Raw genomic sequence first — 20940 nt, 5'->3', positions numbered from 1 at the left:
AAACCCCACAGGGGTGCCGGCCAGGGGCCGGATGGGATCAAGCGGAGGTAAACGTGGCCAAGGCAGCACCGGCGGAACAATTAAAGTTGCTCGAGCTACAGGGCCTGGACGCCCGGCTGAAGTCACTGTCGAACCGCCGCCGCAGCCTTGAGACCGATCCCCGGATCACCGATCTTGAAGCGGCACTCAGCGTTGCCAACGGGGAACTGGGCGCCGCGAAACTCGCGGTCCATGACGCCGAAGCGGAACTGAAGCGGGCCGAGGCAGATGTGGAGCAGGTGGCTACCCGGATCGAACGGGACGAGGCCAGGCTCAACAGCGGCACCGGCCTGTCCAAGGACCTCGTCGCCCTGCAGAAGGACATTGCCTCGCTTAACAAGCGCCGGTCAGACCTGGAGGATGTTGAACTGGAGGTCATGGAGCGGCTGGACGGACTGCGTGCGCGGCAGGCGGCGCAGCAGAGCATTGTGGACGACATTCAGGGCTCGTTCGGCGGGATCCGGGCCGAGCTCGACGCTGCTCTGGCCGAGGTCGCCGCCGAGGAGACCGAAGTGGCCGGCAGACGGGCGGCCTTTGCAGCGGGGCTGGACGCCGGGATGCTTGCCGTCTACGAGAAGACGCTGGCCCGGCGCGGAGTGGGTGCGGCGCGGCTCTTCCACGGCACGTCCGAAGGTTCCGGCATGCAGTTGAGCCCCGGTGACCTGGCGGAGATCAAGGCTGCATCCGAGGACGACATCGTGTTCTGCCCTGACTCCGGCTGCATCCTGGTGCGCTCCGCCGAGTGGGTCTGACCCTGAATCAGCGCAGGTCTACCCCGGCAGGATGACGTTCAGGGCGTGGGCCTTGCGCGCCGTGCCCGGAATGAGTTCGGCCTGCCACTTTTCGGCCGCGGCTTTCTGCACCTGCTCCGGGGTCTGCGGGGCCTTTCCCCGCCGCGTCAGCAGGTGCCGGGCAAGTTCGCCCCGCGTGTGCTTGGCGAAGTGGCTGACCACCTTCCGCTCGCCGTTCACTTCCGTGAACACATTGACCGTCACGGTGTCTGCCGGCGGCGGAGTCCAGGCGGCAGCGTAGGTGCTGGACCGGCAATCGACCAGAAGCTGGCCGGCGGCAGTTTCGCCGAGGGCGTCGGTCAGCTGCGGTTTCCAGAATGAGGCAAGGCGTCCGACGTCGGGCAGTGCCGTTGACATGGATAGCCGGTAGGCGGGCACGGAGTCGGCGAACCGGATGGCGCCCCACAACGCGGAGATGACCAGCACCGATTCATCAGCCCGCCGCCGCTGCGCCGGCGTCATCGACCTGTAGCCGAGGGCGTCGTACAGGACGCCCGAATACACCTGGTGAGCCGGCGCCGCCGGTTCGGCGTGGAGCCGGGTGTTGCGTTCGACGTCGTCCTTCAGGGAAGCTCCGACGCCCAGCAGGGCGAGGGCGTCCTGGTGTGCACTGACTGTCCCCAGGGCGTCGAGCACCTTGGCCCGGTAGGAGTTCAGCACAGGGAAACTCAACGAGGCCCAGTCCATGGCGTCACCGCGGACGGGCGGAGTCTTGCCCTCGGACGGGGGGAGCAGAATCAGCACCGTACGATCTTACCGGCCAGGTGCGGGCGAACCAGTTGACGTACTCGGATGCAGTCGCGGTGCATTCGTTCAGTCGAGGGAACGGCCCAGGAAGTCCAGCACGTCCGGCAGGACTGACCGCCAGTACAAGGCGTCGTGGCCGCCGGGCTGAAAGCCTCCCTCCACCCGGCCGGGAAGTCCCGCACGGTACTGGCGCACCACGGGGGCCAGTTCATCCTCACTGCCGCAGTCGATCCTTTTGGGAATCGCTGCAAGCCTCGGCCGGAGCGCGAAAACGTTATTCGCCGCGAAGTCGGCCGGGCCGTCGAAGGCGCCGTACATCCCCTCCCCGTAGCTGGGCCAGATGGCCGGGCTCATGGCCGCAACGGCGCGAAGTCCGGACACCCTGCCCCGCGACGCCAGGAGCAGCGCACCGAACCCTCCCATCGACGTGCCGAAGATGCCAACCCTTCCGAGGTCGAGCCCCTGATCGCCCAGGAACGGAAGGAACTCCTGCACCAGCATCGACTGCGTGTCGCTGCCGTCGGCGCGGGCATGCCACCAGGAGTCGCCGCCGTCCACCGCGGCAACTGCAAAGGGCGGCCCGCCGTCGTCCAAGTGGCGCTGTATCGCCCGGTCAGCCTCAAGGTCGCGCAACAGCATCTCGCTGCTGCCGCCCAGCCCGTGCAGGAAGATCGCCACCGGCAGCAACTGGTTTGCGTGCTCCGGAAGCGGCACCGCCAGTGACCAATGCGTGGTGACAGCCAGGCGGAAGCGGGAAACAAATGCGCCTGTCCGGGTCGACACTGTGGAAGGCGACACTGTAGACGGGGGAGCCGGCGGGATGGCCGCCGTCGTCGTTCCCGCCGAGTCGGGCACGGGGCTGGTCGCTGTGGGGCCGGGAACCGGGGGAGGCGTCGCCGTGCAGGCGGATGCCGCGGCTGCGGTCAACCCGGCAGCGACGGCTGCCAGTTGCAGCATGCGCCGCCGTGGAAAGGACGACTCGTCCATTTCCCGATCTTAGACCCCGGAACCGGCGCGTGTCCGGGCGTGCGGGAAAGCCCGTAAACTGGACTGCGGATGGGTTGACCAGGCGGCCGCGCGCCACGCAAGTGGCTCGAGGAACGTCCGGGCTCCACAGGGCAGGGTGGTGGGTAACGCCCACTCGGGGTAACCCGCAGGCCAGTGCCACAGAAAACAGACCGCCTGCGTCGCGCCGATTTGAAAGCGGCACGAAGCAGGTAAGGGTGAAACGGCGGTGTAAGAGACCACCAGCTTCCCGGGTGACCGGGAAGGCTAGGTAAACCCCACCCGGAGCAAGGCCAGACAGGACACGTTTGAGGGCTGCCCGCCCGAGTGTCCGGGTAGGCCGCTGGAGGGCGTCGGCAACGGCGTTCGTAGATGGATGGCCGCTACTCCCGTGCCGGCAACGGCCCGGGAGCACAGAACCCGGCGTATCGGTCAACCCATCCACTTTTTGACCGGGTTTTCTTGACCGGGCGACAGGCATCACACCCGGTGTGAGTGATTTCACGGACGCCCGGACCTTTCGGGACCCGGGGCCCACCTAGAATGGATAGTGAACGTAGAAGTTCCTCCGCCGGATCTGCGTTCGCAGCCGGCGGTTTTTCTTTGCACGTCCAACGGCATCCGGGGTGGACCGAAACCCTGCCGGTGCCAGCATGCCCTGGATAACTTCCAGTGGCCGCCATCCGGTTTACGAGGACGTAGCCGGTTGAACCAAGGAAGGTAGTTCTGTGAGCCAGACGTCAGATTCTTGTCTTGATACGTGGATGAGCCGAGAGGCGCTCGCCGAGGCCATGATCCCGGTTATCGGCCGGCTGTACCGTGAAAACAACGTGGTTACCTCCATCCACGGCCGCAGCCTGATCAACAAGTCCACCATGAACATCCTGAAGGCGCACCGCTTCGCGCGCCGGATGAGCAAGGACGAGCTGCTCCTGGAGGAGACCGCGCCGCTGCTGAACACGCTGGCACAGCTGGACCTGGGTGCCGCTGCCATCGACATCGCCCGGCTGAACCAGAAGTTCAAGTCCGACGGCGGCGACCTGACTCTGGAGGAATTCCTCCGCGCCGAACTTGCCGAGATCGTGGGCAAGCGCGGCGGCGACGACCGCACCAGCACCGACGTCGTGCTGTACGGCTTCGGCCGGATCGGCCGGCTCCTGGCACGCCTTCTCATCGAAAAGGCCGGCGGCGGCCACGGCCTGCGCCTGCGCGCCATTGTGGTCCGGCGCGGCTCGGACAACGACCTGAGCAAGCGCGCCAGCCTGCTGCGCCGCGACTCCGTCCACGGTTCCTTCGAAGGAACCATCCGGGTGGACACCGACGCCAACACCATCACGGCCAACGGCGTCCGGATCCAGGTCATCTACTCGGACAATCCCGCCACCATCGACTACACGTCCTACGGCATCAACAATGCCCTGGTGGTGGACAACACCGGCCGCTGGCGCGACGCCGAGGGACTGTCCCAGCACCTGCTGAGCAAGGGTGTGGCCCGTGTCCTTCTGACCGCACCGGGCAAGGGTGACCTGAAGAACATCGTGCACGGAATCAACCACCGCGCCATCACCGAGGCGGACCGGATCGTGTCGGCAGCCTCCTGCACCACCAACGCCATCACCCCGGTGCTGAAGGCCCTCAACGACAAGTACGGCGTGATCCACGGCCACGTCGAAACGGTCCACTCGTTCACGAACGACCAGAACCTGATCGACAACTTCCACAAGGGCGACCGCCGCGGACGCTCAGCCGCGCTGAACATGGTGATCACCGAGACGGGCGCCGCCAAGGCCGTGGCCAAGGCGCTGCCCGAACTGCTGGGTAAGCTCACCGGCAGCTCCATCCGGGTTCCCACCCCGGATGTTTCCCTGGCCATCCTGAACCTCAGCCTGGAAAAGGGAACCACCAAGGACGAGGTCAACGACTACCTGCGTGAGATGTCGCTGCACTCGGACCTGCGCAAGCAGATCGACTACATCGACTCCCCGGAAGTCGTCTCCACCGACTTCGTCGGCTCCCGCCGGGCCGGCATCGTGGACGGCCTCGCCACCATCGCCAACGACAAGAACCTGGTTGTCTACGTCTGGTACGACAACGAGTTTGGCTACAGCTGCCAGGTGGTCCGTGTCATGGAAGAGATGGCCGGGGTCAACCCGCCGGCCTTCCCAGTCAAGGACTCGGAAAAGGACGCCGCCCCGCTCCTGGCCGTGGCAGCCTCCGCCTAACCGGTACCTTTCGTCAGCCCCGTCAGCACAGTGGTGCCGGCGGGGCTGACCCATTCACGGGAAGTTCCCGGGCAATTCTCTGGAATCGGCCGGTAATCGGGGACAAACTTGTGTCATGGAACAGAACCCGACCATCGAGCATGAGACAACCCTGGAACATGCCCTTGATGTTGCAAAGGCCAACCAGAAAGAAGCCCAAAGACTTCTGGACGAGGCTCGCGCTTCACATGCGGCAGGGGACATCCGCGACGACAGGGTGGCCCAGCTGGAGCGCCTCCTTGATCTCGCCAACACCGACCTCCATCGGGTCATGCGGGAGCAGTAGGCAACCCGCCCTCCACAGGACACCCCTCCTCAACACTGTGGATACCCGCACAGCCACGGGTGGTTTCGCCTAGGCTCCTGGGTGTGAACCGAGATCCTGCCCGGAATCAGCATCGCCCTTGGGGTGCCACCGTGCCCTCGGGCGGCCCTGTGAGTAGCAGCTGGGCCACCTACCGGCGTGCGCGCCGACGCTCCCGGGAGGCCTGGGTGCTGCTCGGTGCCGTCGCCGCTTCGCTGGTGGCTGCCACCCTATGGTTTTTTATTGCAGGCCAGTACATCGTCGCGGAGCCTGCCGTGTCCGGACCCAGCGAGGCGCCGGTGTTCGATGTTGCCTGGATGAAGCCCGTGACGCCCCCGCACCCGGTGCCCAGTGGCGGTGCAGCCGCTGCGCTGGAAACCCTGGCGGTGAAGGGCAGGGCGTCTGGGAGCCACTATGACCGGTCAGCTTTCGGCCAAGCGTGGCAGGACGCCGACCACAACGGCTGCGACACCCGCAACGACATCCTGCGCCGGGACCTTCGCGACGTTTCGTTCAGCAAGGGATCCAAGTGCAGGGTTGCGTCCGGCAGCATGCAGGAACCGTATGTAGGGCAGGTAGTCAGGTTCGTCCGCGGCGCAGACTCCAGTAAGGACGTGCAGATTGACCACGTCGTGGCGCTGGGCGACGCCTGGCAAAAGGGGGCCCAGCGGCTGACAGCGAAGGAGCGGCAGAACCTGGCCAACGATCCGCTGAACCTCATCGCCGCGGACGGTGACGCCAACCAGGAGAAAAGTGCGTCGGATGCCGCCACCTGGCTGCCGAAGAACAAGGCTCTCCGATGCCACTACGTGGCACGCCAGATCTCGGTGAAAGCAGCGTATGGACTCTGGATCACACAGCCGGAGAAGGATGCCATGGCCCGCGTACTGGGTTCATGCCCCCAACAGCAGACCGTGGTGCCACGGTAAGGCTGGAGGTCAAAGAGGTGGGGGTATCAGTGGCCGAACGGGTCAGGATCCACACCGGGCATCCAGGTCAGGCCCGGGACACCCCAGCCGCTCTTCTTGGCTTGTTTCATCGCCTTCCGCGAATATCTGTCGATGAGGCGGTTGACGTACAGCTTGCCATCCAGGTGGTCGTACTCGTGCTGGATGATCCGGGCAAACCAGCCCGTAGCTTCGAAGTCCACCGGCTCGCCGTGCCCGTCAAAGCCCTGGACGCGCACCCAGTCGGCGCGCTTGAGTGGATACTGCTCGCCCGGGAAGGACAGGCAGCCCTCAACTTCCTCGTCCGGATCGGGCAGCGCGCCGGATACCTTGGAGAGGGTCAGTACGGGGTTCACCACCGCGCCTGCCGGGGGAGCGCCGTCCTCGTTCTCGTACTTGTACACGAAGATCCGCTTGCCGACGCCGACCTGGGGCGCGGCCAACCCAACGCCGTTCGCCTTGTCGTTGGTTTCGAACATGTCGGCAATCAGCTGGCGAAGCCCGTCGTCGAACTTCTCCACTTCAGCAGCCCGGCGGTGCAGCACCGGCTCGCCCCAGATCGTGATGGGCAGAACGGTCATGGCAGCGGATTCCTTCGGCGCTTTGCCGGACAGGAGCCGGCAGGGGTGGAAAACAAACAAAGGCCGCACCGGATAACCGGTACGGCCTTTGTTGCTGGCCGGCAATGAACTGCCGTCCTCGGTGAGGGTGAGCGACGGGGGTTGAACCCGCGACCTCCTGGACCACAACCAGGCGCTCTGCCAACTGAGCTACGCCCACCATGTGCCCTGCAGACTATCCGGTGTCCCGGCCGTCCGAAAAGGCAACGACAAATAGCTTACCTGCTGTTGGGGGATGCTTTTGCCATTTTTGGCTGTTTTGGCAAAATTTCCTTCAAACGTGGCGCAGATTACTTTCCCGGCTGCTGCGCTGCGGGCGGCGGAACGCTTTCAGAAGCCCGCTGCTCAACGGCTGAGGGCGACGCCGCGATGCGCTGGGAGATCTTCTGGGCCGTGGCGCTGTCCGGCCCGGGAGCGGAAACGAAGACGGCTTCCCGGTAATATCGCAGCTCGTCTATCGAATCCTTGATATCCCCCAGGGCCCGGTGGCCGCCGAGCTTGGCCGGGGCCTGGAAGTAGGCACGCGCATACCAGCGCCGGGCCAGTTCCTTGATGGTGCTGACGTCGATGATGCGGTAGTGCAGATGTTCCACCACGGAGGGCATATCCCTGGCGAGGAAGACCCGGTCCGTCCCAACAGAGTTGCCGGCCAGCGGCGCCTTGCGGGGGTCCGGCACCCACTTGCGGATGTAGTCGAGTACGAGGGTCTCGGCCTCGGCCATCGTCCTCCCCGCCGGAAGCTCGTTCAGCAGTCCCGACCGGGTGTGCATGTCCCGGACGAAGTCGTTCATCTGCGCGAGGGCGGCGTCGTCCGGCTTGATCACCACGTCCACCCCGTCTCCGAGGATGTTGAGTTCGGAGTCGGTCACCAGGGCCGCCACCTCGATCAGGGCGTCGTTGACGCTGTCGAGGCCGGTCATTTCGCAGTCGATCCAGACGATGCGTTCGTTAGTAATAGGCACCCGTTCAGCCTACCGTTTAGCCGCGCGCAAGCCTTGGAGAGGCGCTCCGATGCTAATATTTCGGGTACGTGGCAACGCCTTATTGCGGCGGCCACGAGCCCGGCGCCGCTCAATTCGACTGGCCGCTCAGCTTGGCTGCACATGGGGCAGCACGCCCAAAGAAACATGCCTAAAAATAGGCGCAGAAGAGATTGGACGATCCTGAGATGACGGCGCCTGTGCCTGCGATAGGGGAAACGGCCACCGGCACTTCCACGGACCCGGCCCGGCCGGAAGTGGATAACCCACGTTCGCCGATACTCTCCGGCTTTATCGGTTCCATGTTCCTGCTCATCGGCTCGCTTGGCGTGGGCTGGCTGGCGCCCGTCTCCGAACTGCGGCGGATGCCGCTGTTCATCTGGATGCGCACCGAGGCGTTCGGCGTCGGGCTGTCCATAGTGCTGCTCGCGGTGGGCGGAATGCTGCTGGTCCGGGCGTGGCTCAGGCTTGGCCAGCACGTCCACGTATGGGGCCGGGAGGCCCGCAAGGCCACGCTACAGGCGATCCTCGCGTGGGGCCTTCCCATGATGTTCACGGTACCGCTGTTCAGCCGGGACGTTTACGCCTACATTGGCCAGGGCAGGCTGATGGTGGAAGGCTTCAACCCGTACGAGAACGGGATCTCGGCGCTGTCGAACTACTTCCAGCTGGGCGCGGACAAGATGTGGACCGAGGCCCCGGTTCCCTACGGCCAGGTGTTTTTGTGGATCGAGCAGTTCGTGGTCTGGTCTACCAACGTGCAGCCGGAAGCCAGCATCATGCTGTTCCGTCTCGCCGCCGTTGTGGGCGTGGTGCTGTGCATCGTCTACGTCCCCAAGCTCGCCGAGCTGCACGGGGTCAATCCGCACCGGGCCCTGTGGCTGACGGCGGCGAACCCGCTCTTCCTGACCAACTTCATCGCCAGCGTCCACAACGATTCGCTTATGATCGGGCTCGCCCTCGCGGGCCTCTACTACTGCGCGACGCGGCGCGTCATCCTCGGCATTATTCTCGTGACTGCCTCCATCGCGGTGAAGCCGATCACCGTGGTGTTCCTTCCGTTCATCGGCCTGCTCTGGGCGGGCAAGGGGGCCAGCTGGCCGAGGAAGTTTGTGTTCTGGGGCCTGACGGCCGGAATCAGCTTTGCCCTGCTCTACCTGATGAGCCTTGTGAACGGTTTCGGATTCGGCTGGATCAACGGTCTCTCGGCGCCCGGCAGCGTCTGGATCTGGTACGCCCCCGTGGGTCTGCTTGGCCTGGTGGTGGCGTCCATCGCCAACGCCTTCAGCCTGGACGGCTGGGGGCTCGCCAAATGGGTTTACGACGCCGGCAAGCTTCTTGCCGTGGGCATCGTCGCCTGGCAGATTTTCAGGGGGGACCATGACCGCCTCATGCGCCGCCTGACCCTCGCCTTCGCGGCAGTTGTGGTGCTGGCGCCCATGATCCAGTCCTGGTATGTGGTGTGGCTGATCCCCCTGTTCGCCGTCACGGGCATCCGCGACGACTGGCAGGTCAAGGCCCTCTACTTCATCGTTTCCTTCTTCATGGTCTACGCCATCTCCGACCAGCTGGAAGTCTTCCCCTACCTGCAGACCGATGACCTGGGCCTGGCCCTGGCGCTGGCCCGGAACGCGGCCGCGATCATCGCCCTGCTGTTTGCGCTGTACCTGATCTTCCTCGACCGCAGCACCAAGCTGCTGTTCAGCAAGGCGGAGCAGCCCGTCACGACGCGCCCAATCATCTGACCTGCTGGTTTTTGAGGGCTTCCCTGCACGAGAGCGGGCTGAGGGACGGGCCGTTCCGGGTCACGAACTCCAGGACCCATTCAGGGTCGGTTTTGGCGTACTCACGCAACGCCCACCCAATGGCTTTTCGGATAAAGAATTCCTTGTCGGCCATGTTCGCCTCGATGACGTCAGTGAGCAGCCCGGTATCCGTCTGGAACTTTGCTGCCAGCTGGGCCGTGATGGACGCCCGCCGGATCCAGAAGTCCTGGTCGACGCGCCACTGCAGCAGGACACAGGTAAGTTCCTCCCGGCGGGCCTGGAGCAGTGCGCCGATCCGGTGGGCCACCCCGTCCACATAGTCCCACGATGAGCCCGTTCGGATGATCTCCTCATACACCGGGAGCATCAGAGGGTCTCCGGCCACACTCCGCAGTCCGGTCAGGTCGATCGCCGCGTAACGTTCCTCGCGGTAACGGGCTTCACGCCAGAGGGCAAGCACCGTTGACCGCAGGTCGTCGGCGGATTCGAAGGGATGGGCGGCGGCCACGGCCTTGGTTGTCTTGCGCACATCCGGCACGCGGACGCCGAGGGATGGCGTTGGGGACTTCATGTACGCCTGCGCCGCGGCGCCGCGGACGGGGTCTGCAGCCGCCTGCAGTTCGGAGCGGATCAACGCCAGCACCGCTTCGTTTGCCATGCTGCCAAGATAGCCGGTGATCCTAACCCCGCCCTGAGGCGGAGTTTCTGCTATCGCACCCGCAGCCGCACCACCGCACGCCCGGGAACAGCGTCACTCACGACCTCAAACCCGGCGGCCAGGAACAGCCCGAGCGTGCCCTGGTAGAGGTCCGGCGGCCCGGCCTTCGGCCGTTGCGCGGGATCCACCGGATATCCCTCGACGACGGCGGCCCCGTTGGCGCGTGCGTGGTCGACGGCGGCGGTCAGCAGGGCAGCGGCCACGCCGCTGCGCCGGTGCCCGGGGGAGACAACGAAACAGCTCACCGACCAGACGCTCTCCCCGTCTCCGTCCCGGTCGCTGTCGCCGTCGTCGGCGACGGCGCGGCCGGCCGCCCTGAACACCTGCGAACGGAGAATCCGCGGGTAGCGCCCGCGCGGCTCCACGGCGCACCAGCCGACGGCGGAACCGGCGCGGTACGCCAGAACGCCCGGCGCCGGCCTGCCGCCGTCGAACTTGTCCTTCAGCTGGGCCTTGCGGTCACCGGTCGGCGTGGCCGCAAAATCGGCCCTCGGGAGGGCAAAGAACCGGCACCAGCAGCGTGCTGGTTCGCCCCGGACACCGAACAGCTGTTCGACGGCGGGCCACTCGGCGGCCGCGGTGGTGATGCCGTCCGCTGCCTCCTGCGAAGAATCTGTCATGGCCGCCTTCCCTTGCCGCAGGGCTATCTTGCCGCAGGACTACGAAGCGGCTTCGCCGGCCGGCTCGGTGCTGCGGCGCAGCGTCACTTCGCCGGTGACCGCGACGGCTGCCGGCTGGCCGGAACCGGCGCCGGGAACTGCCAGCCTGCCGATCTCCTCCAGGGGCAGCCGGACGGTGGAGAGCGCCGGCCGGAAGTCGCGCAGCGTTTCGATGTCGTCAAACCCGGCGACGGCGGCGTCACGAGGGATGCGCAGGCCTTTGGAGCGCAGTGCGGCGGTGACCCCGATCGCCATGACGTCGTTGACGGCGAAGATACAAAGCCGGGGCCGTCCGGCTCCTTCAGGACCTTCGCCGCCGTTTCCGCCGTGCGGGTCGATGCGGGCGGCGAGCTCCAGGCCGGCGTCGTATCCGCCCGTGCGGTCGAATCCGGTATGCAGAACGTCTGCCGGCGGCAGCCCTGCGTCCGTGAGGCCGCGCTGGAAGCCGCGCACCCGGTCGTCGGAGGTCAGGAGGCCCTCCGGGCCGGCGATGATCACGAACGCTCCGGAGTGTGTGGCGGCCAGTGACCGGGCGAGTTCGGCGGCGAGTTCCTCGTTGGGAACCTCAACCACCTGGTAGCCCTCGTCGGATTCGGCGCCGACCACGGCATGGCCCACTACACCCACCCGCCCGCCGTTGCGGCAGTAGCGGTCAAGCTCCGCGGCCAGTTCGGCATTGCCCTGCTTGTCGGCCGTCCGCGCAGAGCGCGAGCCCGCTATCACTATCGAATCCGCCCGGCGTGCGGCAAAGGCCGCCACAGCCGCGCGCTCATCAGCGGGGCTGCCCGCGGTGGTGGCCAGCAGCACCATTTTGTTCTGGTGCCGGGCCGCGGTCTGGACACCGCGGGCGATGGCCGAGAAGTAGGGGTCCGCAATGTCGTGCACGATGAGGCCGATCAGGCCGGAGCTCGATTTCGCGAGGCCCTGCGCCTGGGCGTTGGGGATGTAGCCCAGGGAGTCCGCGGCTTTCCGGACGCGTTCCGCGATGTCAGGTCCGGGTGTCCTGGCCGAACCGTTCAGGACACGGCTGGCGGTGGCAGGGGAGACTCCGGCCAGGCGGGCTACTTCGGTCAGCGTGCTTGCAGCCACAGGCGCAACTCCTCTTTCAACGGCCCCAGCCTCGGGAAAACTCGGCTGATGCTCACATTATCGCAGCTGCAGAAATCTTCGGAAAGCGCTTGCCAGATCGGCTCGGCGTTCTGCACTATAGAAGCAGCGGGAACGCGCTTTCCCGATATCAATCCACTTACCACTGAATGAGGACTCATGGGCTTCGAAACAAAGACGATCCGCATCGCCATGAACGGCATCACCGGCCGGATGGGGTATCGCCAGCACCTCCTGCGCTCCATCGTTCCGATCCGCGACGCCGGCGGTTTCACCCTGGAGGACGGCACCAGGGTCCAGGTCGAGCCGATCCTCGTCGGCCGCAATGAAGCGAAAATCCGCGAGCTCGCCGAGCTGCACAAGATTTCGGAGTGGACCACAGACCTCGACGGCGTGATCAACGATCCCACTGTCGACGTCGTCTTCGACGCCTCCATGACCAGCCTCCGGGCCGCAACGCTGAAGAAGGCCATGCAGGCCGGCAAACACATCTTCACCGAAAAGCCGACGGCGGAAACGCTCGAGGAGGCCATCGAACTGGCCCGCATCGGCAAGGACGCCGGGGTCACCGCTGGCGTGGTGCACGACAAGCTCTACCTCCCCGGTCTGGTCAAGCTGCGCCGCCTCGTGGACGAAGGGTTCTTCGGCCGGATCCTCTCCCTCCGCGGCGAGTTCGGCTACTGGGTCTTCGAAGGCGACGTGCAGACGGCACAGCGCCCGTCGTGGAACTACCGCAAGGAAGACGGCGGGGGAATGACGACGGACATGTTCTGCCACTGGAACTACGTCCTCGAAGGCATCATCGGCAAGGTCAGGAGCGTCAACGCCAAGACCGCCACCCACATCCCCACGCGGTGGGACGAGGCCGGCAAGGAGTACAAGGCAACGGCCGACGACGCCTCATACGGCATCTTCGAGCTGGTTACCCCCGGCGGGGACAATGTCATCGGCCAGATCAACTCCTCGTGGGCCGTCCGGGTCTACCGCGACGAGCTGGTCGAATTCCAGATCGACGGTACCCACGGGTCCGCCGTCGCAGGGCTGAACAAGTGCGTCGCGCAGCAGCGGGCCCACACCCCGAAGCCGGTCTGGAACCCGGACCTTCCGGTCACCGAATCCTTCCGCAGCCAGTGGCAGGAAGTCCCGGCCAATGCCGAACTGGACAACGGCTTCAAGCTGCAGTGGGAAGAGTTCCTGCGTGACGTCGTCGCCGGCCGCGAGCACCGCTTTGGGCTGCTCTCCGCCGCCCGCGGCGTGCAGCTCGCCGAACTCGGCCTGCAGTCCAGCGACGAACGCCGCACCATCGACATCCCGGAGATCACGCTCTAATGACTTCACTGATCCTGCCCACATCCGACGGCGGAACCCGGGAATACCGGCTCCGCTCCGCCACCACCTGGACCAAGCCGACAGCGCCGCTGACATCGCGCCGTGCCTACGCGGCTGCCCACGTCATCCCCGAGGTCACCGCCGACAACACCCCGGGTGCACCGGCCCGGCTGGACTGGGAGGCCACCCTGGCCTACCGGCACGAGCTGTGGTCCTACGGGCTCGGCGTTGCCGATGCGATGGACACCGCCCAGCGCGGCATGGGCCTGGACTGGGCCGCCACGCAGCAGCTGATCAAGCGCACCGGGGCGGAGGCAGCCTCCGTGGTCTCCGCCGGCGGGACGGCCACCGCCGGTATGACGGTCCGCGACCTCGTGGCCTGCGGCGCCGGCACCGACCAGCTGGACCTCGCCACGCTGCCATCCGGAGAGGCCGGGCTGCAGGCAGTCCTGTCCGCATACCGCGAGCAGGCCGCCGTCGTCAGTGAGGCCGGACCCAAGGTGATCCTCATGGCCTCCAGGGCGCTGGCCCAGGCGGCGTCCGGTCCCGAGGACTACCTGAAGGTCTACTCCACCCTGCTCCAGGAGGCCGGCCAGCCGGTCATCCTGCACTGGCTCGGCACCATGTTCGACCCCGCGCTGGCCGGCTACTGGGGCTCCGACGACGTCTCCGCGGCCACCGAGACGTTCCTCTCCCTCATCCGCGAGTACGCGGACAAGGTGGACGGCGTCAAAGTTTCCCTCCTGGACGCTTCGCATGAAGTCGCCCTGCGGGCCGCGCTTCCCGCGGGCGTCCGCCTCTACACAGGGGACGACTTCAACTACCCGGAACTGATCGACGGCGACGGCACCCTCCACTCCGATGCCCTGCTGGGCATCTTCGCGGCCATCTATCCGGCCGCGTCCGCGGCGCTGCAGAGCTACGACGCCGGAGACGCCGCGAAGGCGCGGGCTATCCTGGACTCCACCAGGGACCTGGGCAAGCACATCTTCAGCGCCCCCACGTTCTACTACAAGACCGGGATCGCCTTCCTGTCCTGGCTGAACGGCAAGCAGCCGGGCTTTCAGATGGTCGGCGGGCTGCACTCGGGCCGTTCAGTGGTGCACCTGGCCAAGACCTTTGAGCTGGCCGACGAAGCCGGGCTGCTGAAGGACCCTGCGCTCGCAGCGTTCCGCATGTCCGACTTCCTTCGCATCAACGGAGTGGGAGTATGAGCCTCTTTTCAGAACCGTCCCCGTTTTCGCGGCTTTCCCTCAACAGCGCCACCACTAAGAAATGGACGCTAGCCGAGGCCGTTGACGGCTGCGTGCGCGCCGGCATCCCCGCCATCGGGCCCTGGCGGGACATCGTTGCCGAGGCCGGACTGGACAAGGCGGCGAAGCTCATCAAGGACGCCGGGCTTCGGGTTTCCTCGTTGTGCCGCGGCGGGTTCCTCACGGCTCCGGACGCAGATGGGCAGGAGGCGGCGCTCGCCGACAACAGGGCCGCAATCCTGGAAGCCGTGGTGCTGGACACCCAGGAACTGTTCCTCGTGGTCGGAGGCCTGGCGCAGGGGGAGAAGGACGTCGTGGCTTCCCGCCAGCGCGTGGCTGACCGGCTCGAGGACCTCGTCCCGTTCGCCGTCGAACACGGCGTCCGGCTGGTGCTGGAACCCCTGCACCCGATGTACGCCGCTGACCGCGCCCTCATCTCGACTCTGGGGCAGGCGCTGGACCTGGCGGCTCCGTACGATGCCCGGGCGGTGGGGGTGGCCGTCGACACCTTCCATGTCTGGTGGGATCCGGAACTCAAAGTCCAGATCGAGCGGGCCGGCAGGGAGAACCGGATCGCCTCCTACCAGGTGTGCGACTTCAACCTTCCGATCGCCGCGGACGCGCTGCTTTCCCGCGGCATGATGGGCGACGGTGTGATTGACTTCGCCACGATCGGCAGCTGGGTCCGGGATGCAGGCTACACCGGCGACATCGAAGTGGAGATCTTCAACCAGGATATTTGGGACGCGGACGGCGACGACGTCCTGGCGAGGATGAAGGACCGCTACGCGGAACTGGTGCAGCCCTTCGCCTAGGCCTGTGCCTTACCTCGGCGGCCGTCCGCGGGTAGGGTGGCGCCAGGAGGGGAAGCCATGGACAAACAATTCAGGGACGCCGAAGCGAGCATTGTTGTCCCCGCACAACCGGAGCGCGTGTGGAAGGCGCTGACGGATCCGGCCGATGTCAAGGAATACTTTCTCGGCACTCGCGTCACCTCGACCTGGCGGGTGGGCGAACCCGTGACATTCGAGGGGGAGTGGCAGGGCAAGACGTACCGGGACACCGGGACCGTGCTGGAGGTCCGGCCCAACGAGCTACTGCGCATCACCCACTACAGCCCCTTGTCGGGACTGCCCGACGAGCCGGAGAACTACCACACCGTTGACTACGGGCTGGAGCCCGTGGCGGCGGGCACCCGCGTCACCATCATTCAGGGCAACAACAAAAGTGATGGCGAAGCCGCGGAGTCGGAAAAACTATGGGGCATGGTGCTTGGAAACCTCAAGGAGTACCTGGCGGGGTAACTGGTGCCGCGGCCCTGACCGCGTTCGGCTTTACCGCTTTCGGGTGGACACCCGGCGCCGGTGGGCAGCAGCGCGAAGCTGGATGATCCGGGCTGCGCCGGCCATGGCCACGAGGACACCACCGCCCACTGCCGCAATGAAGAGGGACATCCCGAGCGACACCGCCCCTTCCAGGCCCAGGAACTTCACCTGGACGAGTTCCTGGTTCTGCAGGATGAAGATGATCAGGAGCACCAGTACCACCAGGGCCGAGGCCACCGCCGCCCAGATCATCCCGGCGCGGGTCACGCGCCGTTCGGGCTCGGGCATGCCCGGCTGCGGTGACGTTGTTCCGTCGTAGCCTGGGATGGCGGCCGTGCCGGGATGGCGCCCTGCCGCGCCGGTATTCGTGGCCGCGACCGTCGGGGTTGGTTCACTGGGCGCCGCGGCGCCCGGCTGGGCGGCCGCCGGGCCCGCGGGCCCTGGCGTTTCCGGATCGGTGGGGTATCCGCCCGGCTGGCTCTGCTGCATGCGGGTGTTCCTTCCTCGACGGTAGGTGCAGGTTGGACCGGCCTGTACATGACGCCGGCGCCCAGTCCGATCATAGGCACAGTTCGGGCATATTAGTAAGCATGCTTTGCATATTTTCACTGGGCAAAGAAAAACACCCCGGTCCGAAGACCGGGGTGTCACCGATGCCCGGCGCACCCGTCACGGATGTCCCGACTCATCACAACGCGCCCCAGGAGGGAATCGAACCCCCGACCGGCGGATTAGAAGGCCGCTGCTCTATCCCCTGAGCTACTGGGGCAATGGCTGGCCGACACATTGCTGGCGCGTAAAAAGTCTACATTGAGTTGCGCGCCGCCAGCGTCAGGCGCCGGCTGTTTCACTCTCCCGTCACAGGCCGCGCGCTCCGGTTTTCCACATACGGAACATCGGCCCTCGCTGTCCCCCTGCTGCCGGTTGATGCTTGGAATGCCTGCTAGGGCACGACCATTCGAGACAGGACACCAAGATGACCGACACCATTACTGTCCGCGGCTTCGTTGCCACGGAGATCCGCAGCTCCACCACTCCCGGGGGCGTTCCCACCGCCTCGTTCCGCCTCGGTTCCGCTGAACGGCGGTACGACCGCACCGCCAACGCCTGGGTGGACGGCAACATTAACTGGTTCACCGTGCAGGGATACCGTCAGCTGGCCGGAAACATGGGCTGCAGCATCAAGAAGGGCCAGCGCGTCATCATCATGGGCAAGTTGAAAATGCGCAGCTGGGAGAAGGACGGCCGGATCTACCACGACGCCGAGATCGACGCCGACGCGGTGGGCCACGACCTCAAGTGGGGGACCGCCAACTTCATCCGCAACTCCGGCAACCCACAGGCCACTGACTTCGGCCCCGCGAACGGTGAGCGAAGCACTTCCGGCCCCTCAGGCGCGGGCGAGGATGGGGCCGACGAGGACCGGGAGGAAGATGACGACTCCGATGGGGACGCGGCCGCGGCAGGCATCTTCCTCGACGACACCGGCGACGAACTGCAGCTCGATCCCGAAACGGGCGAACTCACCGGAGCCGCTGCCTGAACGCCGGGTGCCGTGCGGCACCGCACCCCCTGGCGGTGCCGCATGGCAGAATGGCAGCGTGATGCGAGCGACGACACTTCAGCGGAACCATGCACTCCGCGGCAACGCCACTGGCGCCTGGGGAAACACCACGCGAGTTACCGGCCGGCTTGCACTGGCGGTGGTATTGCTGTCCGCGCTCGCCGCGTGCACGGGGTCAGGAGATCAGGCGACGGTGAGTCAGCCGGCGGCCGCCCAGGCAGCAACGGGAGCGTCAGCGCTGGCAAAGCCGTCGTCGACTTCGCCGGCGACCAATGCCCCTGCTACCGGCGCCCCCGCCGCTGCGGCGACTACGGCAGCGCTGCAGCGGACCATGACCGATGTCCTCGGAAGCGTTGTCGCAGCCAACTCCAAACCTGCTTCGGCGGACATCACAGCGGCACTCACGGCGGCAGGTGTTCCGGCGCGGAACCTCGAGGTATCCGCGGGGAGGACACCCACCGGACTCGACGTGGATTCCATGGAAGCCGCGGCAGTCCAGGGCAAAGAATGTGTGATCGGCCAGATTCGCGAAGGAAAGGTGACCGTGGCTGTGCTGCCGGTGCTATCGAACGGGAAGTGCTTCGTGGGCGCTCCGGCCTGACGCGAATGTGAGATATGCCCGCCAACCCACTAGATTTGGAACCATGGCGGAATTTATCTACACAATGACCAAGGCCCGAAAGGCTGTTGGCGAAAAACTTATTCTCGACGACGTAAGCATGTCCTTTTTCCCGGGCGCCAAGATCGGTGTTGTTGGCCCCAACGGTGCCGGTAAGTCCACCATCTTGAAAATCATGGCCGGCCTGGACACCCCCTCCAACGGCGAAGCCCGGCTGAGCCCCGGCTACACCGTGGGCATCCTGCTGCAGGAACCGCCGCTGAACGAGGAGAAGACCGTCCTGGGCAACGTCCAGGAGGGCGTTGGCGAGATCTACGGCAAGATCCAGCGCTTCAACGAGATCTCCGAAGAGATGGCCAGCCCGGACGCTGACTACGACTCGCTCCTGGAAGAGATGGGCCACCTGCAGGAAGCCATCGACTCCGCCGATGCCTGGGATCTGGACTCCCAGCTCGAGCAGGCCATGGACGCCCTCCGCTGCCCGCCGGCCGACGCGGATGTCACCCTGCTCTCCGGCGGTGAGCGCCGCCGCGTGGCGCTCTGCAAGCTGCTCCTGCAGAAGCCGGACCTGCTGCTCCTTGACGAGCCCACCAACCACCTCGACGCCGAGAGCGTGCTGTGGCTGGAACAGCACCTCTCGTCCTACGAGGGCGCAGTTCTCGCCGTCACCCACGACCGGTACTTCCTGGACCACGTCGCGGAATGGATCGCCGAAGTGGACCGCGGCCACCTGTACCCGTACGAGGGCAACTACTCCACGTACCTGGAGAAGAAGCGCGCCCGCCTGGAAATCCAGGGCAAGAAGGACGCCAAGCAGGCCAAGCGCCTCGCCGAAGAACTCGACTGGGTCCGGTCCAACGCCAAGGGCCGGCAGACCAAGTCCAAGGCGCGTCTTGCCCGCTACGAGGAAATGGCAGCCGAGGCTGACCGTACCCGGAAGCTGGACTTCGAAGAGATCCAGATTCCGCCGGGACCGCGCCTTGGCGGAGTGGTGCTGGAAGCCAAGAACCTGCAGAAGGGCTTCGACGACCGCACGCTGATCGACGGACTGTCCTTCTCCCTGCCCCGCAACGGTATCGTCGGCGTCATCGGTCCGAACGGTGTGGGCAAGTCCACGCTGTTCAAGACCATCGTTGGCCTTGAGCCCCTCGACGGCGGCGAACTGAAGATCGGCGACTCGGTCAAGATCTCCTACGCCGACCAGAGCCGCGGCGGTATCGATCCCAATAAGACCCTGTGGGAAGTTGTTTCCGACGGCCTGGACTTCATCCAGGTGGGCAATGTTGAAATGCCGTCCCGCGCCTACGTCGCGGCGTTCGGGTTCAAGGGACCGGACCAGCAGAAGAAGGCAGGCGTGCTTTCCGGCGGTGAGCGCAACCGCCTGAACCTGGCGCTGACCCTCAAGCAGGGCGGAAACCTGCTGCTGCTCGACGAACCCACTAACGACCTCGACGTCGAAACCCTCAGCAGCCTGGAAAACGCGCTGCTGGAATTCCCGGGCTGCGCCGTCGTGGTTTCCCACGACCGCTGGTTCCTGGACCGTGTGGCCACCCACATCCTCGCCTACGAAGGCGACGAGGAGAACCCGTCGAAGTGGTACTGGTTCGAAGGCAACTTCGAATCCTACGAGGAGAACAAGGTGCAGCGCCTCGGCCCCGACGCCGCCAAGCCGCACCGCGTCACGCACCGCCGCCTGACCCGCGACTAACCTGACCCGCGACTAACCTGGCCCGCGACTAATAAGTCGCGACCAATAAGGCGCGGCTCATCAAGCCGCGGTCATTAGGCGCTGGGCACGTAAAAGGCCGGCCCCGGTTGAAGAGTTCAACCCGGGGCCGGCCTTTCGTATGCCCGACTTTACGTACCTGAAATCCGTCAGGCCTTGCGAATCTGGTGCTGCAGGATCTTCGTCTGGACGGCGCCGGCCACCTTGCTCTTGATGTCCGTCGGGACCCGGACCATGCCTTCCTGCGCCACGGACGCCACGTGCACGCCCTCGCGGTTGAAGATCTTGCCGGTCGCCAGGCCCCGCGCTCCCTGGGCGCTGGGGGACTCCTGCACGTACAGCAGCCACTCGTCAACGCGCGCGGGACGGTGCCACCACATGGCGTGGTCGAGGCTCGCCACGCTCATGCCCGGCGTGATCCAGCTCAGCCCGTGCTTGCGAAGGATCGATTCGAGCAGGGTGTAGTCGCTGGCGTACGCAAGCGCAGCGCGGTGCGTGTTGGCGTCGTCCGGCATGGGGCTGAAGGTCTTCATCCACACGGCGTTGCGCGCTTCCTTCTTCCCCGTGGCCGCCACATAAAGGGCCGGATCCACGTGGCGGATGTCGAAGGGCCGCTCGTAGGCCCAGTGCCGGGCGACGGGGTGGTCGAACTTGCCCAGCAGGTCAGCCGTGCTGGGCAGGGTGTCTGGATCGGGGATGCCGGCCGGCATCTCGGACTGGTGTTCAATGCCGTCATCCCCGGCCTGGAATGAGGCGATCATGGATAGGATCGGCGTGCCGTCCTGATACGCATGTACGCGCCGTGCCGAGAACGAGCGGCCGTCCCGCAGGCGCTGGACGCCGAAGGTGATGGGCTTGTTCGCGTCACCGGGCCGGAGGAAATAGCCGTGCATGGAATGGACGGTTCGGTCCTCGTCCACGGTACGCATTCCCGCGACCAGGGACTGGGCCAGGACCTGGCCGCCGAAGACGCGCTGGTGCGGCTGGCGCTGCGACGGCCCCATGAAAATATCCTCGTCGGTGCGGGCGCCTTCCAGCTCACCGAGGTCCAGCAGTTCGAGGAGGGAGTTGGTGGGGTCATTCGTGGGCAAGGCCTGCAATCCGGCGTCCGCTTCAGTCATGGTTTGACTCTAGACGGCGCCCCGGCACCGCTCAACCGGGCCCCAGCCGGTAGTGTTCT

At 66.0% G+C, this 20940-nt stretch carries 21 protein-coding genes, 2 tRNA genes and 1 other RNA gene; 13 read left to right on the top strand and 11 right to left on the bottom strand.

The features are described from left to right. Window positions 1-53 precede the first annotated feature (53 nt). Window positions 54-791 (top strand): zinc ribbon domain-containing protein, encoded by a 738-nt coding sequence (locus tag AC1DFE_RS12005; protein WP_476906091.1) that lies wholly within the window; start codon window positions 54-56, stop codon window positions 789-791. A gap of 18 nt (window positions 792-809) precedes the next feature. Here AC1DFE_RS12005 and AC1DFE_RS12000 read toward each other — a convergent pair whose 3' ends face one another. Next, a complete protein-coding gene (locus tag AC1DFE_RS12000) occupies window positions 810-1574 on the bottom strand; it encodes a YaaA family protein (protein ID WP_476906090.1) in 765 nt (254 codons plus the stop codon). 69 nt (window positions 1575-1643) lie between these two features. Beyond that, window positions 1644-2564, bottom strand: coding sequence for an alpha/beta hydrolase (locus AC1DFE_RS11995; RefSeq protein ID WP_476906089.1), 921 nt, complete (start codon window positions 2562-2564; stop codon window positions 1644-1646). A 70-nt stretch (window positions 2565-2634) separates the two neighbouring features. Here AC1DFE_RS11995 and rnpB point away from each other — a divergent pair. The 4 genes from rnpB to AC1DFE_RS11975 all read left to right on the top strand — a co-directional run bounded on the left by rnpB (window position 2635) and on the right by AC1DFE_RS11975 (window position 6076). Further along, window positions 2635-3026, top strand: an RNA gene (gene rnpB / locus AC1DFE_RS11990) — RNase P RNA component class A. A 284-nt stretch (window positions 3027-3310) separates the two neighbouring features. Beyond that, a complete protein-coding gene (locus AC1DFE_RS11985) occupies window positions 3311-4804 on the top strand; it encodes a glyceraldehyde-3-phosphate dehydrogenase (RefSeq protein WP_476906088.1) in 1494 nt (497 codons plus the stop codon). A gap of 115 nt (window positions 4805-4919) precedes the next feature. Beyond that, window positions 4920-5129, top strand: a complete 210-nt coding sequence (locus AC1DFE_RS11980) for a hypothetical protein (protein WP_476906087.1) — start codon at window positions 4920-4922, stop codon at window positions 5127-5129. A gap of 149 nt (window positions 5130-5278) precedes the next feature. Then, window positions 5279-6076 (top strand): HNH endonuclease family protein, encoded by a 798-nt coding sequence (locus AC1DFE_RS11975; RefSeq protein WP_476906086.1) that lies wholly within the window; start codon window positions 5279-5281, stop codon window positions 6074-6076. A 26-nt stretch (window positions 6077-6102) separates the two neighbouring features. On the opposite strand, the gene def is transcribed toward AC1DFE_RS11975, so the two are convergent. From def to orn, 3 genes are all read right to left on the bottom strand, one after another. Further along, entirely contained in the window at window positions 6103-6675 is a 573-nt protein-coding gene (def, locus tag AC1DFE_RS11970) for a peptide deformylase (protein ID WP_476906085.1), read from the bottom strand. A 126-nt stretch (window positions 6676-6801) separates the two neighbouring features. Then, a tRNA-His gene (locus tag AC1DFE_RS11965) sits at window positions 6802-6874 on the bottom strand. A 130-nt stretch (window positions 6875-7004) separates the two neighbouring features. Then, window positions 7005-7634 carry an oligoribonuclease gene (gene orn / locus AC1DFE_RS11960; protein ID WP_476906106.1) on the bottom strand — a complete coding sequence of 210 codons (630 nt, stop codon included), beginning with the start codon at window positions 7632-7634 and terminating at the stop codon, window positions 7005-7007. A 248-nt stretch (window positions 7635-7882) separates the two neighbouring features. On the opposite strand from orn, the gene mptB reads away from it, so the two are divergent. Further along, window positions 7883-9439 (top strand): polyprenol phosphomannose-dependent alpha 1,6 mannosyltransferase MptB, encoded by a 1557-nt coding sequence (gene mptB / locus AC1DFE_RS11955; RefSeq protein ID WP_476906084.1) that lies wholly within the window; start codon window positions 7883-7885, stop codon window positions 9437-9439. Here mptB and AC1DFE_RS11950 read toward each other — a convergent pair. The 3 genes from AC1DFE_RS11950 to AC1DFE_RS11940 are packed head-to-tail and all read right to left on the bottom strand — an operon-like array spanning window position 9432 to window position 11926. After that, window positions 9432-10118: a DNA alkylation repair protein gene (locus tag AC1DFE_RS11950; RefSeq protein WP_476906083.1), complete on the bottom strand. Its 687-nt coding sequence runs from the start codon at window positions 10116-10118 to the stop codon at window positions 9432-9434. The two genes, mptB and AC1DFE_RS11950, sit on opposite strands and share 8 nt — an antisense overlap. Before the next feature lie 50 nt (window positions 10119-10168). Beyond that, complete coding sequence (locus AC1DFE_RS11945) at window positions 10169-10798, bottom strand: GNAT family N-acetyltransferase (protein WP_476906082.1); 630 nt, start codon at window positions 10796-10798, stop codon at window positions 10169-10171. Window positions 10799-10837: 39 nt separating this feature from the next. Next, the gene (locus AC1DFE_RS11940; RefSeq protein WP_476906081.1) at window positions 10838-11926 is read right to left on the bottom strand and encodes a LacI family DNA-binding transcriptional regulator; all 1089 of its coding nucleotides are present in this window, start codon (window positions 11924-11926) and stop codon (window positions 10838-10840) included. 177 nt (window positions 11927-12103) lie between these two features. Here AC1DFE_RS11940 and AC1DFE_RS11935 point away from each other — a divergent pair, with 177 nt between their 5' ends. Genes AC1DFE_RS11935 through AC1DFE_RS11920 form a run of 4 tightly spaced genes read left to right on the top strand, consistent with a single transcriptional unit; the run spans window position 12104 to window position 15830 of the window. Then, window positions 12104-13273, top strand: a complete 1170-nt coding sequence (locus AC1DFE_RS11935; protein ID WP_476906080.1) for a Gfo/Idh/MocA family protein — start codon at window positions 12104-12106, stop codon at window positions 13271-13273. After that, window positions 13273-14487: a dihydrodipicolinate synthase family protein gene (locus AC1DFE_RS11930; protein ID WP_476906079.1), complete on the top strand. Its 1215-nt coding sequence runs from the start codon at window positions 13273-13275 to the stop codon at window positions 14485-14487. The genes AC1DFE_RS11935 and AC1DFE_RS11930 overlap by 1 nt, the downstream gene beginning before the upstream one ends. Then, the gene (locus AC1DFE_RS11925; RefSeq protein ID WP_476906078.1) at window positions 14484-15341 is read left to right on the top strand and encodes a sugar phosphate isomerase/epimerase family protein; all 858 of its coding nucleotides are present in this window, start codon (window positions 14484-14486) and stop codon (window positions 15339-15341) included. The genes AC1DFE_RS11930 and AC1DFE_RS11925 overlap by 4 nt, the downstream gene beginning before the upstream one ends. Window positions 15342-15398: 57 nt before the next feature. Continuing rightward, window positions 15399-15830, top strand: coding sequence for an SRPBCC family protein (locus tag AC1DFE_RS11920; RefSeq protein WP_476906077.1), 432 nt, complete (start codon window positions 15399-15401; stop codon window positions 15828-15830). 30 nt (window positions 15831-15860) lie between these two features. On the opposite strand, the gene AC1DFE_RS11915 is transcribed toward AC1DFE_RS11920, so the two are convergent. Both AC1DFE_RS11915 and AC1DFE_RS11910 read right to left on the bottom strand, forming a co-directional pair. Beyond that, a complete protein-coding gene (locus tag AC1DFE_RS11915; RefSeq protein WP_476906076.1) occupies window positions 15861-16340 on the bottom strand; it encodes a LapA family protein in 480 nt (159 codons plus the stop codon). A gap of 207 nt (window positions 16341-16547) precedes the next feature. Next, window positions 16548-16620, bottom strand: a tRNA-Arg gene (locus AC1DFE_RS11910). A gap of 207 nt (window positions 16621-16827) precedes the next feature. On the opposite strand from AC1DFE_RS11910, the gene AC1DFE_RS11905 reads away from it, so the two are divergent. The 3 genes from AC1DFE_RS11905 to ettA all read left to right on the top strand — a co-directional run bounded on the left by AC1DFE_RS11905 (window position 16828) and on the right by ettA (window position 19742). Continuing rightward, a complete protein-coding gene (locus tag AC1DFE_RS11905) occupies window positions 16828-17394 on the top strand; it encodes a single-stranded DNA-binding protein (RefSeq protein ID WP_476906075.1) in 567 nt (188 codons plus the stop codon). A 61-nt stretch (window positions 17395-17455) separates the two neighbouring features. Further along, window positions 17456-18016 (top strand): DUF6993 domain-containing protein, encoded by a 561-nt coding sequence (locus tag AC1DFE_RS11900; RefSeq protein ID WP_476906105.1) that lies wholly within the window; start codon window positions 17456-17458, stop codon window positions 18014-18016. A 43-nt stretch (window positions 18017-18059) separates the two neighbouring features. Beyond that, window positions 18060-19742 carry an energy-dependent translational throttle protein EttA gene (gene ettA, locus AC1DFE_RS11895; protein WP_476906074.1) on the top strand — a complete coding sequence of 561 codons (1683 nt, stop codon included), beginning with the start codon at window positions 18060-18062 and terminating at the stop codon, window positions 19740-19742. 167 nt (window positions 19743-19909) lie between these two features. Here the strand turns inward: ettA and AC1DFE_RS11890 are convergent, their stop codons facing one another. Further along, entirely contained in the window at window positions 19910-20881 is a 972-nt protein-coding gene (locus AC1DFE_RS11890; protein ID WP_476906073.1) for an acyl-CoA thioesterase, read from the bottom strand. Window positions 20882-20940: the final 59 nt, after the last annotated feature.

The organism is Arthrobacter sp. 05T423, assembly GCF_056396245.1.
This window is presented reverse-complemented; position numbering and strand designations above follow the sequence as displayed.

Coding starts and splice junctions, on each gene's coding strand:
- mptB (WP_476906084.1), top strand. CDS start 7,883: ATGACGGCGCCTGTGCCTGCGATAGGGGAAACGGCCACCGGCACTTCC.
- AC1DFE_RS11925 (WP_476906078.1), top strand. CDS start 14,484: ATGAGCCTCTTTTCAGAACCGTCCCCGTTTTCGCGGCTTTCCCTCAAC.
- def (WP_476906085.1), bottom strand. CDS start 6,675: ATGACCGTTCTGCCCATCACGATCTGGGGCGAGCCGGTGCTGCACCGC.
- AC1DFE_RS11935 (WP_476906080.1), top strand. CDS start 12,104: ATGGGCTTCGAAACAAAGACGATCCGCATCGCCATGAACGGCATCACC.
- AC1DFE_RS11930 (WP_476906079.1), top strand. CDS start 13,273: ATGACTTCACTGATCCTGCCCACATCCGACGGCGGAACCCGGGAATAC.
- AC1DFE_RS11900 (WP_476906105.1), top strand. CDS start 17,456: ATGCGAGCGACGACACTTCAGCGGAACCATGCACTCCGCGGCAACGCC.
- AC1DFE_RS11945 (WP_476906082.1), bottom strand. CDS start 10,798: ATGACAGATTCTTCGCAGGAGGCAGCGGACGGCATCACCACCGCGGCC.
- AC1DFE_RS11920 (WP_476906077.1), top strand. CDS start 15,399: ATGGACAAACAATTCAGGGACGCCGAAGCGAGCATTGTTGTCCCCGCA.
- AC1DFE_RS11890 (WP_476906073.1), bottom strand. CDS start 20,881: ATGACTGAAGCGGACGCCGGATTGCAGGCCTTGCCCACGAATGACCCC.
- ettA (WP_476906074.1), top strand. CDS start 18,060: ATGGCGGAATTTATCTACACAATGACCAAGGCCCGAAAGGCTGTTGGC.
- AC1DFE_RS11950 (WP_476906083.1), bottom strand. CDS start 10,118: ATGGCAAACGAAGCGGTGCTGGCGTTGATCCGCTCCGAACTGCAGGCG.
- orn (WP_476906106.1), bottom strand. CDS start 7,634: ATGACCGGCCTCGACAGCGTCAACGACGCCCTGATCGAGGTGGCGGCC.
- AC1DFE_RS11915 (WP_476906076.1), bottom strand. CDS start 16,340: ATGCAGCAGAGCCAGCCGGGCGGATACCCCACCGATCCGGAAACGCCA.
- AC1DFE_RS11905 (WP_476906075.1), top strand. CDS start 16,828: ATGACCGACACCATTACTGTCCGCGGCTTCGTTGCCACGGAGATCCGC.
- AC1DFE_RS11995 (WP_476906089.1), bottom strand. CDS start 2,564: ATGGACGAGTCGTCCTTTCCACGGCGGCGCATGCTGCAACTGGCAGCC.
- AC1DFE_RS11980 (WP_476906087.1), top strand. CDS start 4,920: ATGGAACAGAACCCGACCATCGAGCATGAGACAACCCTGGAACATGCC.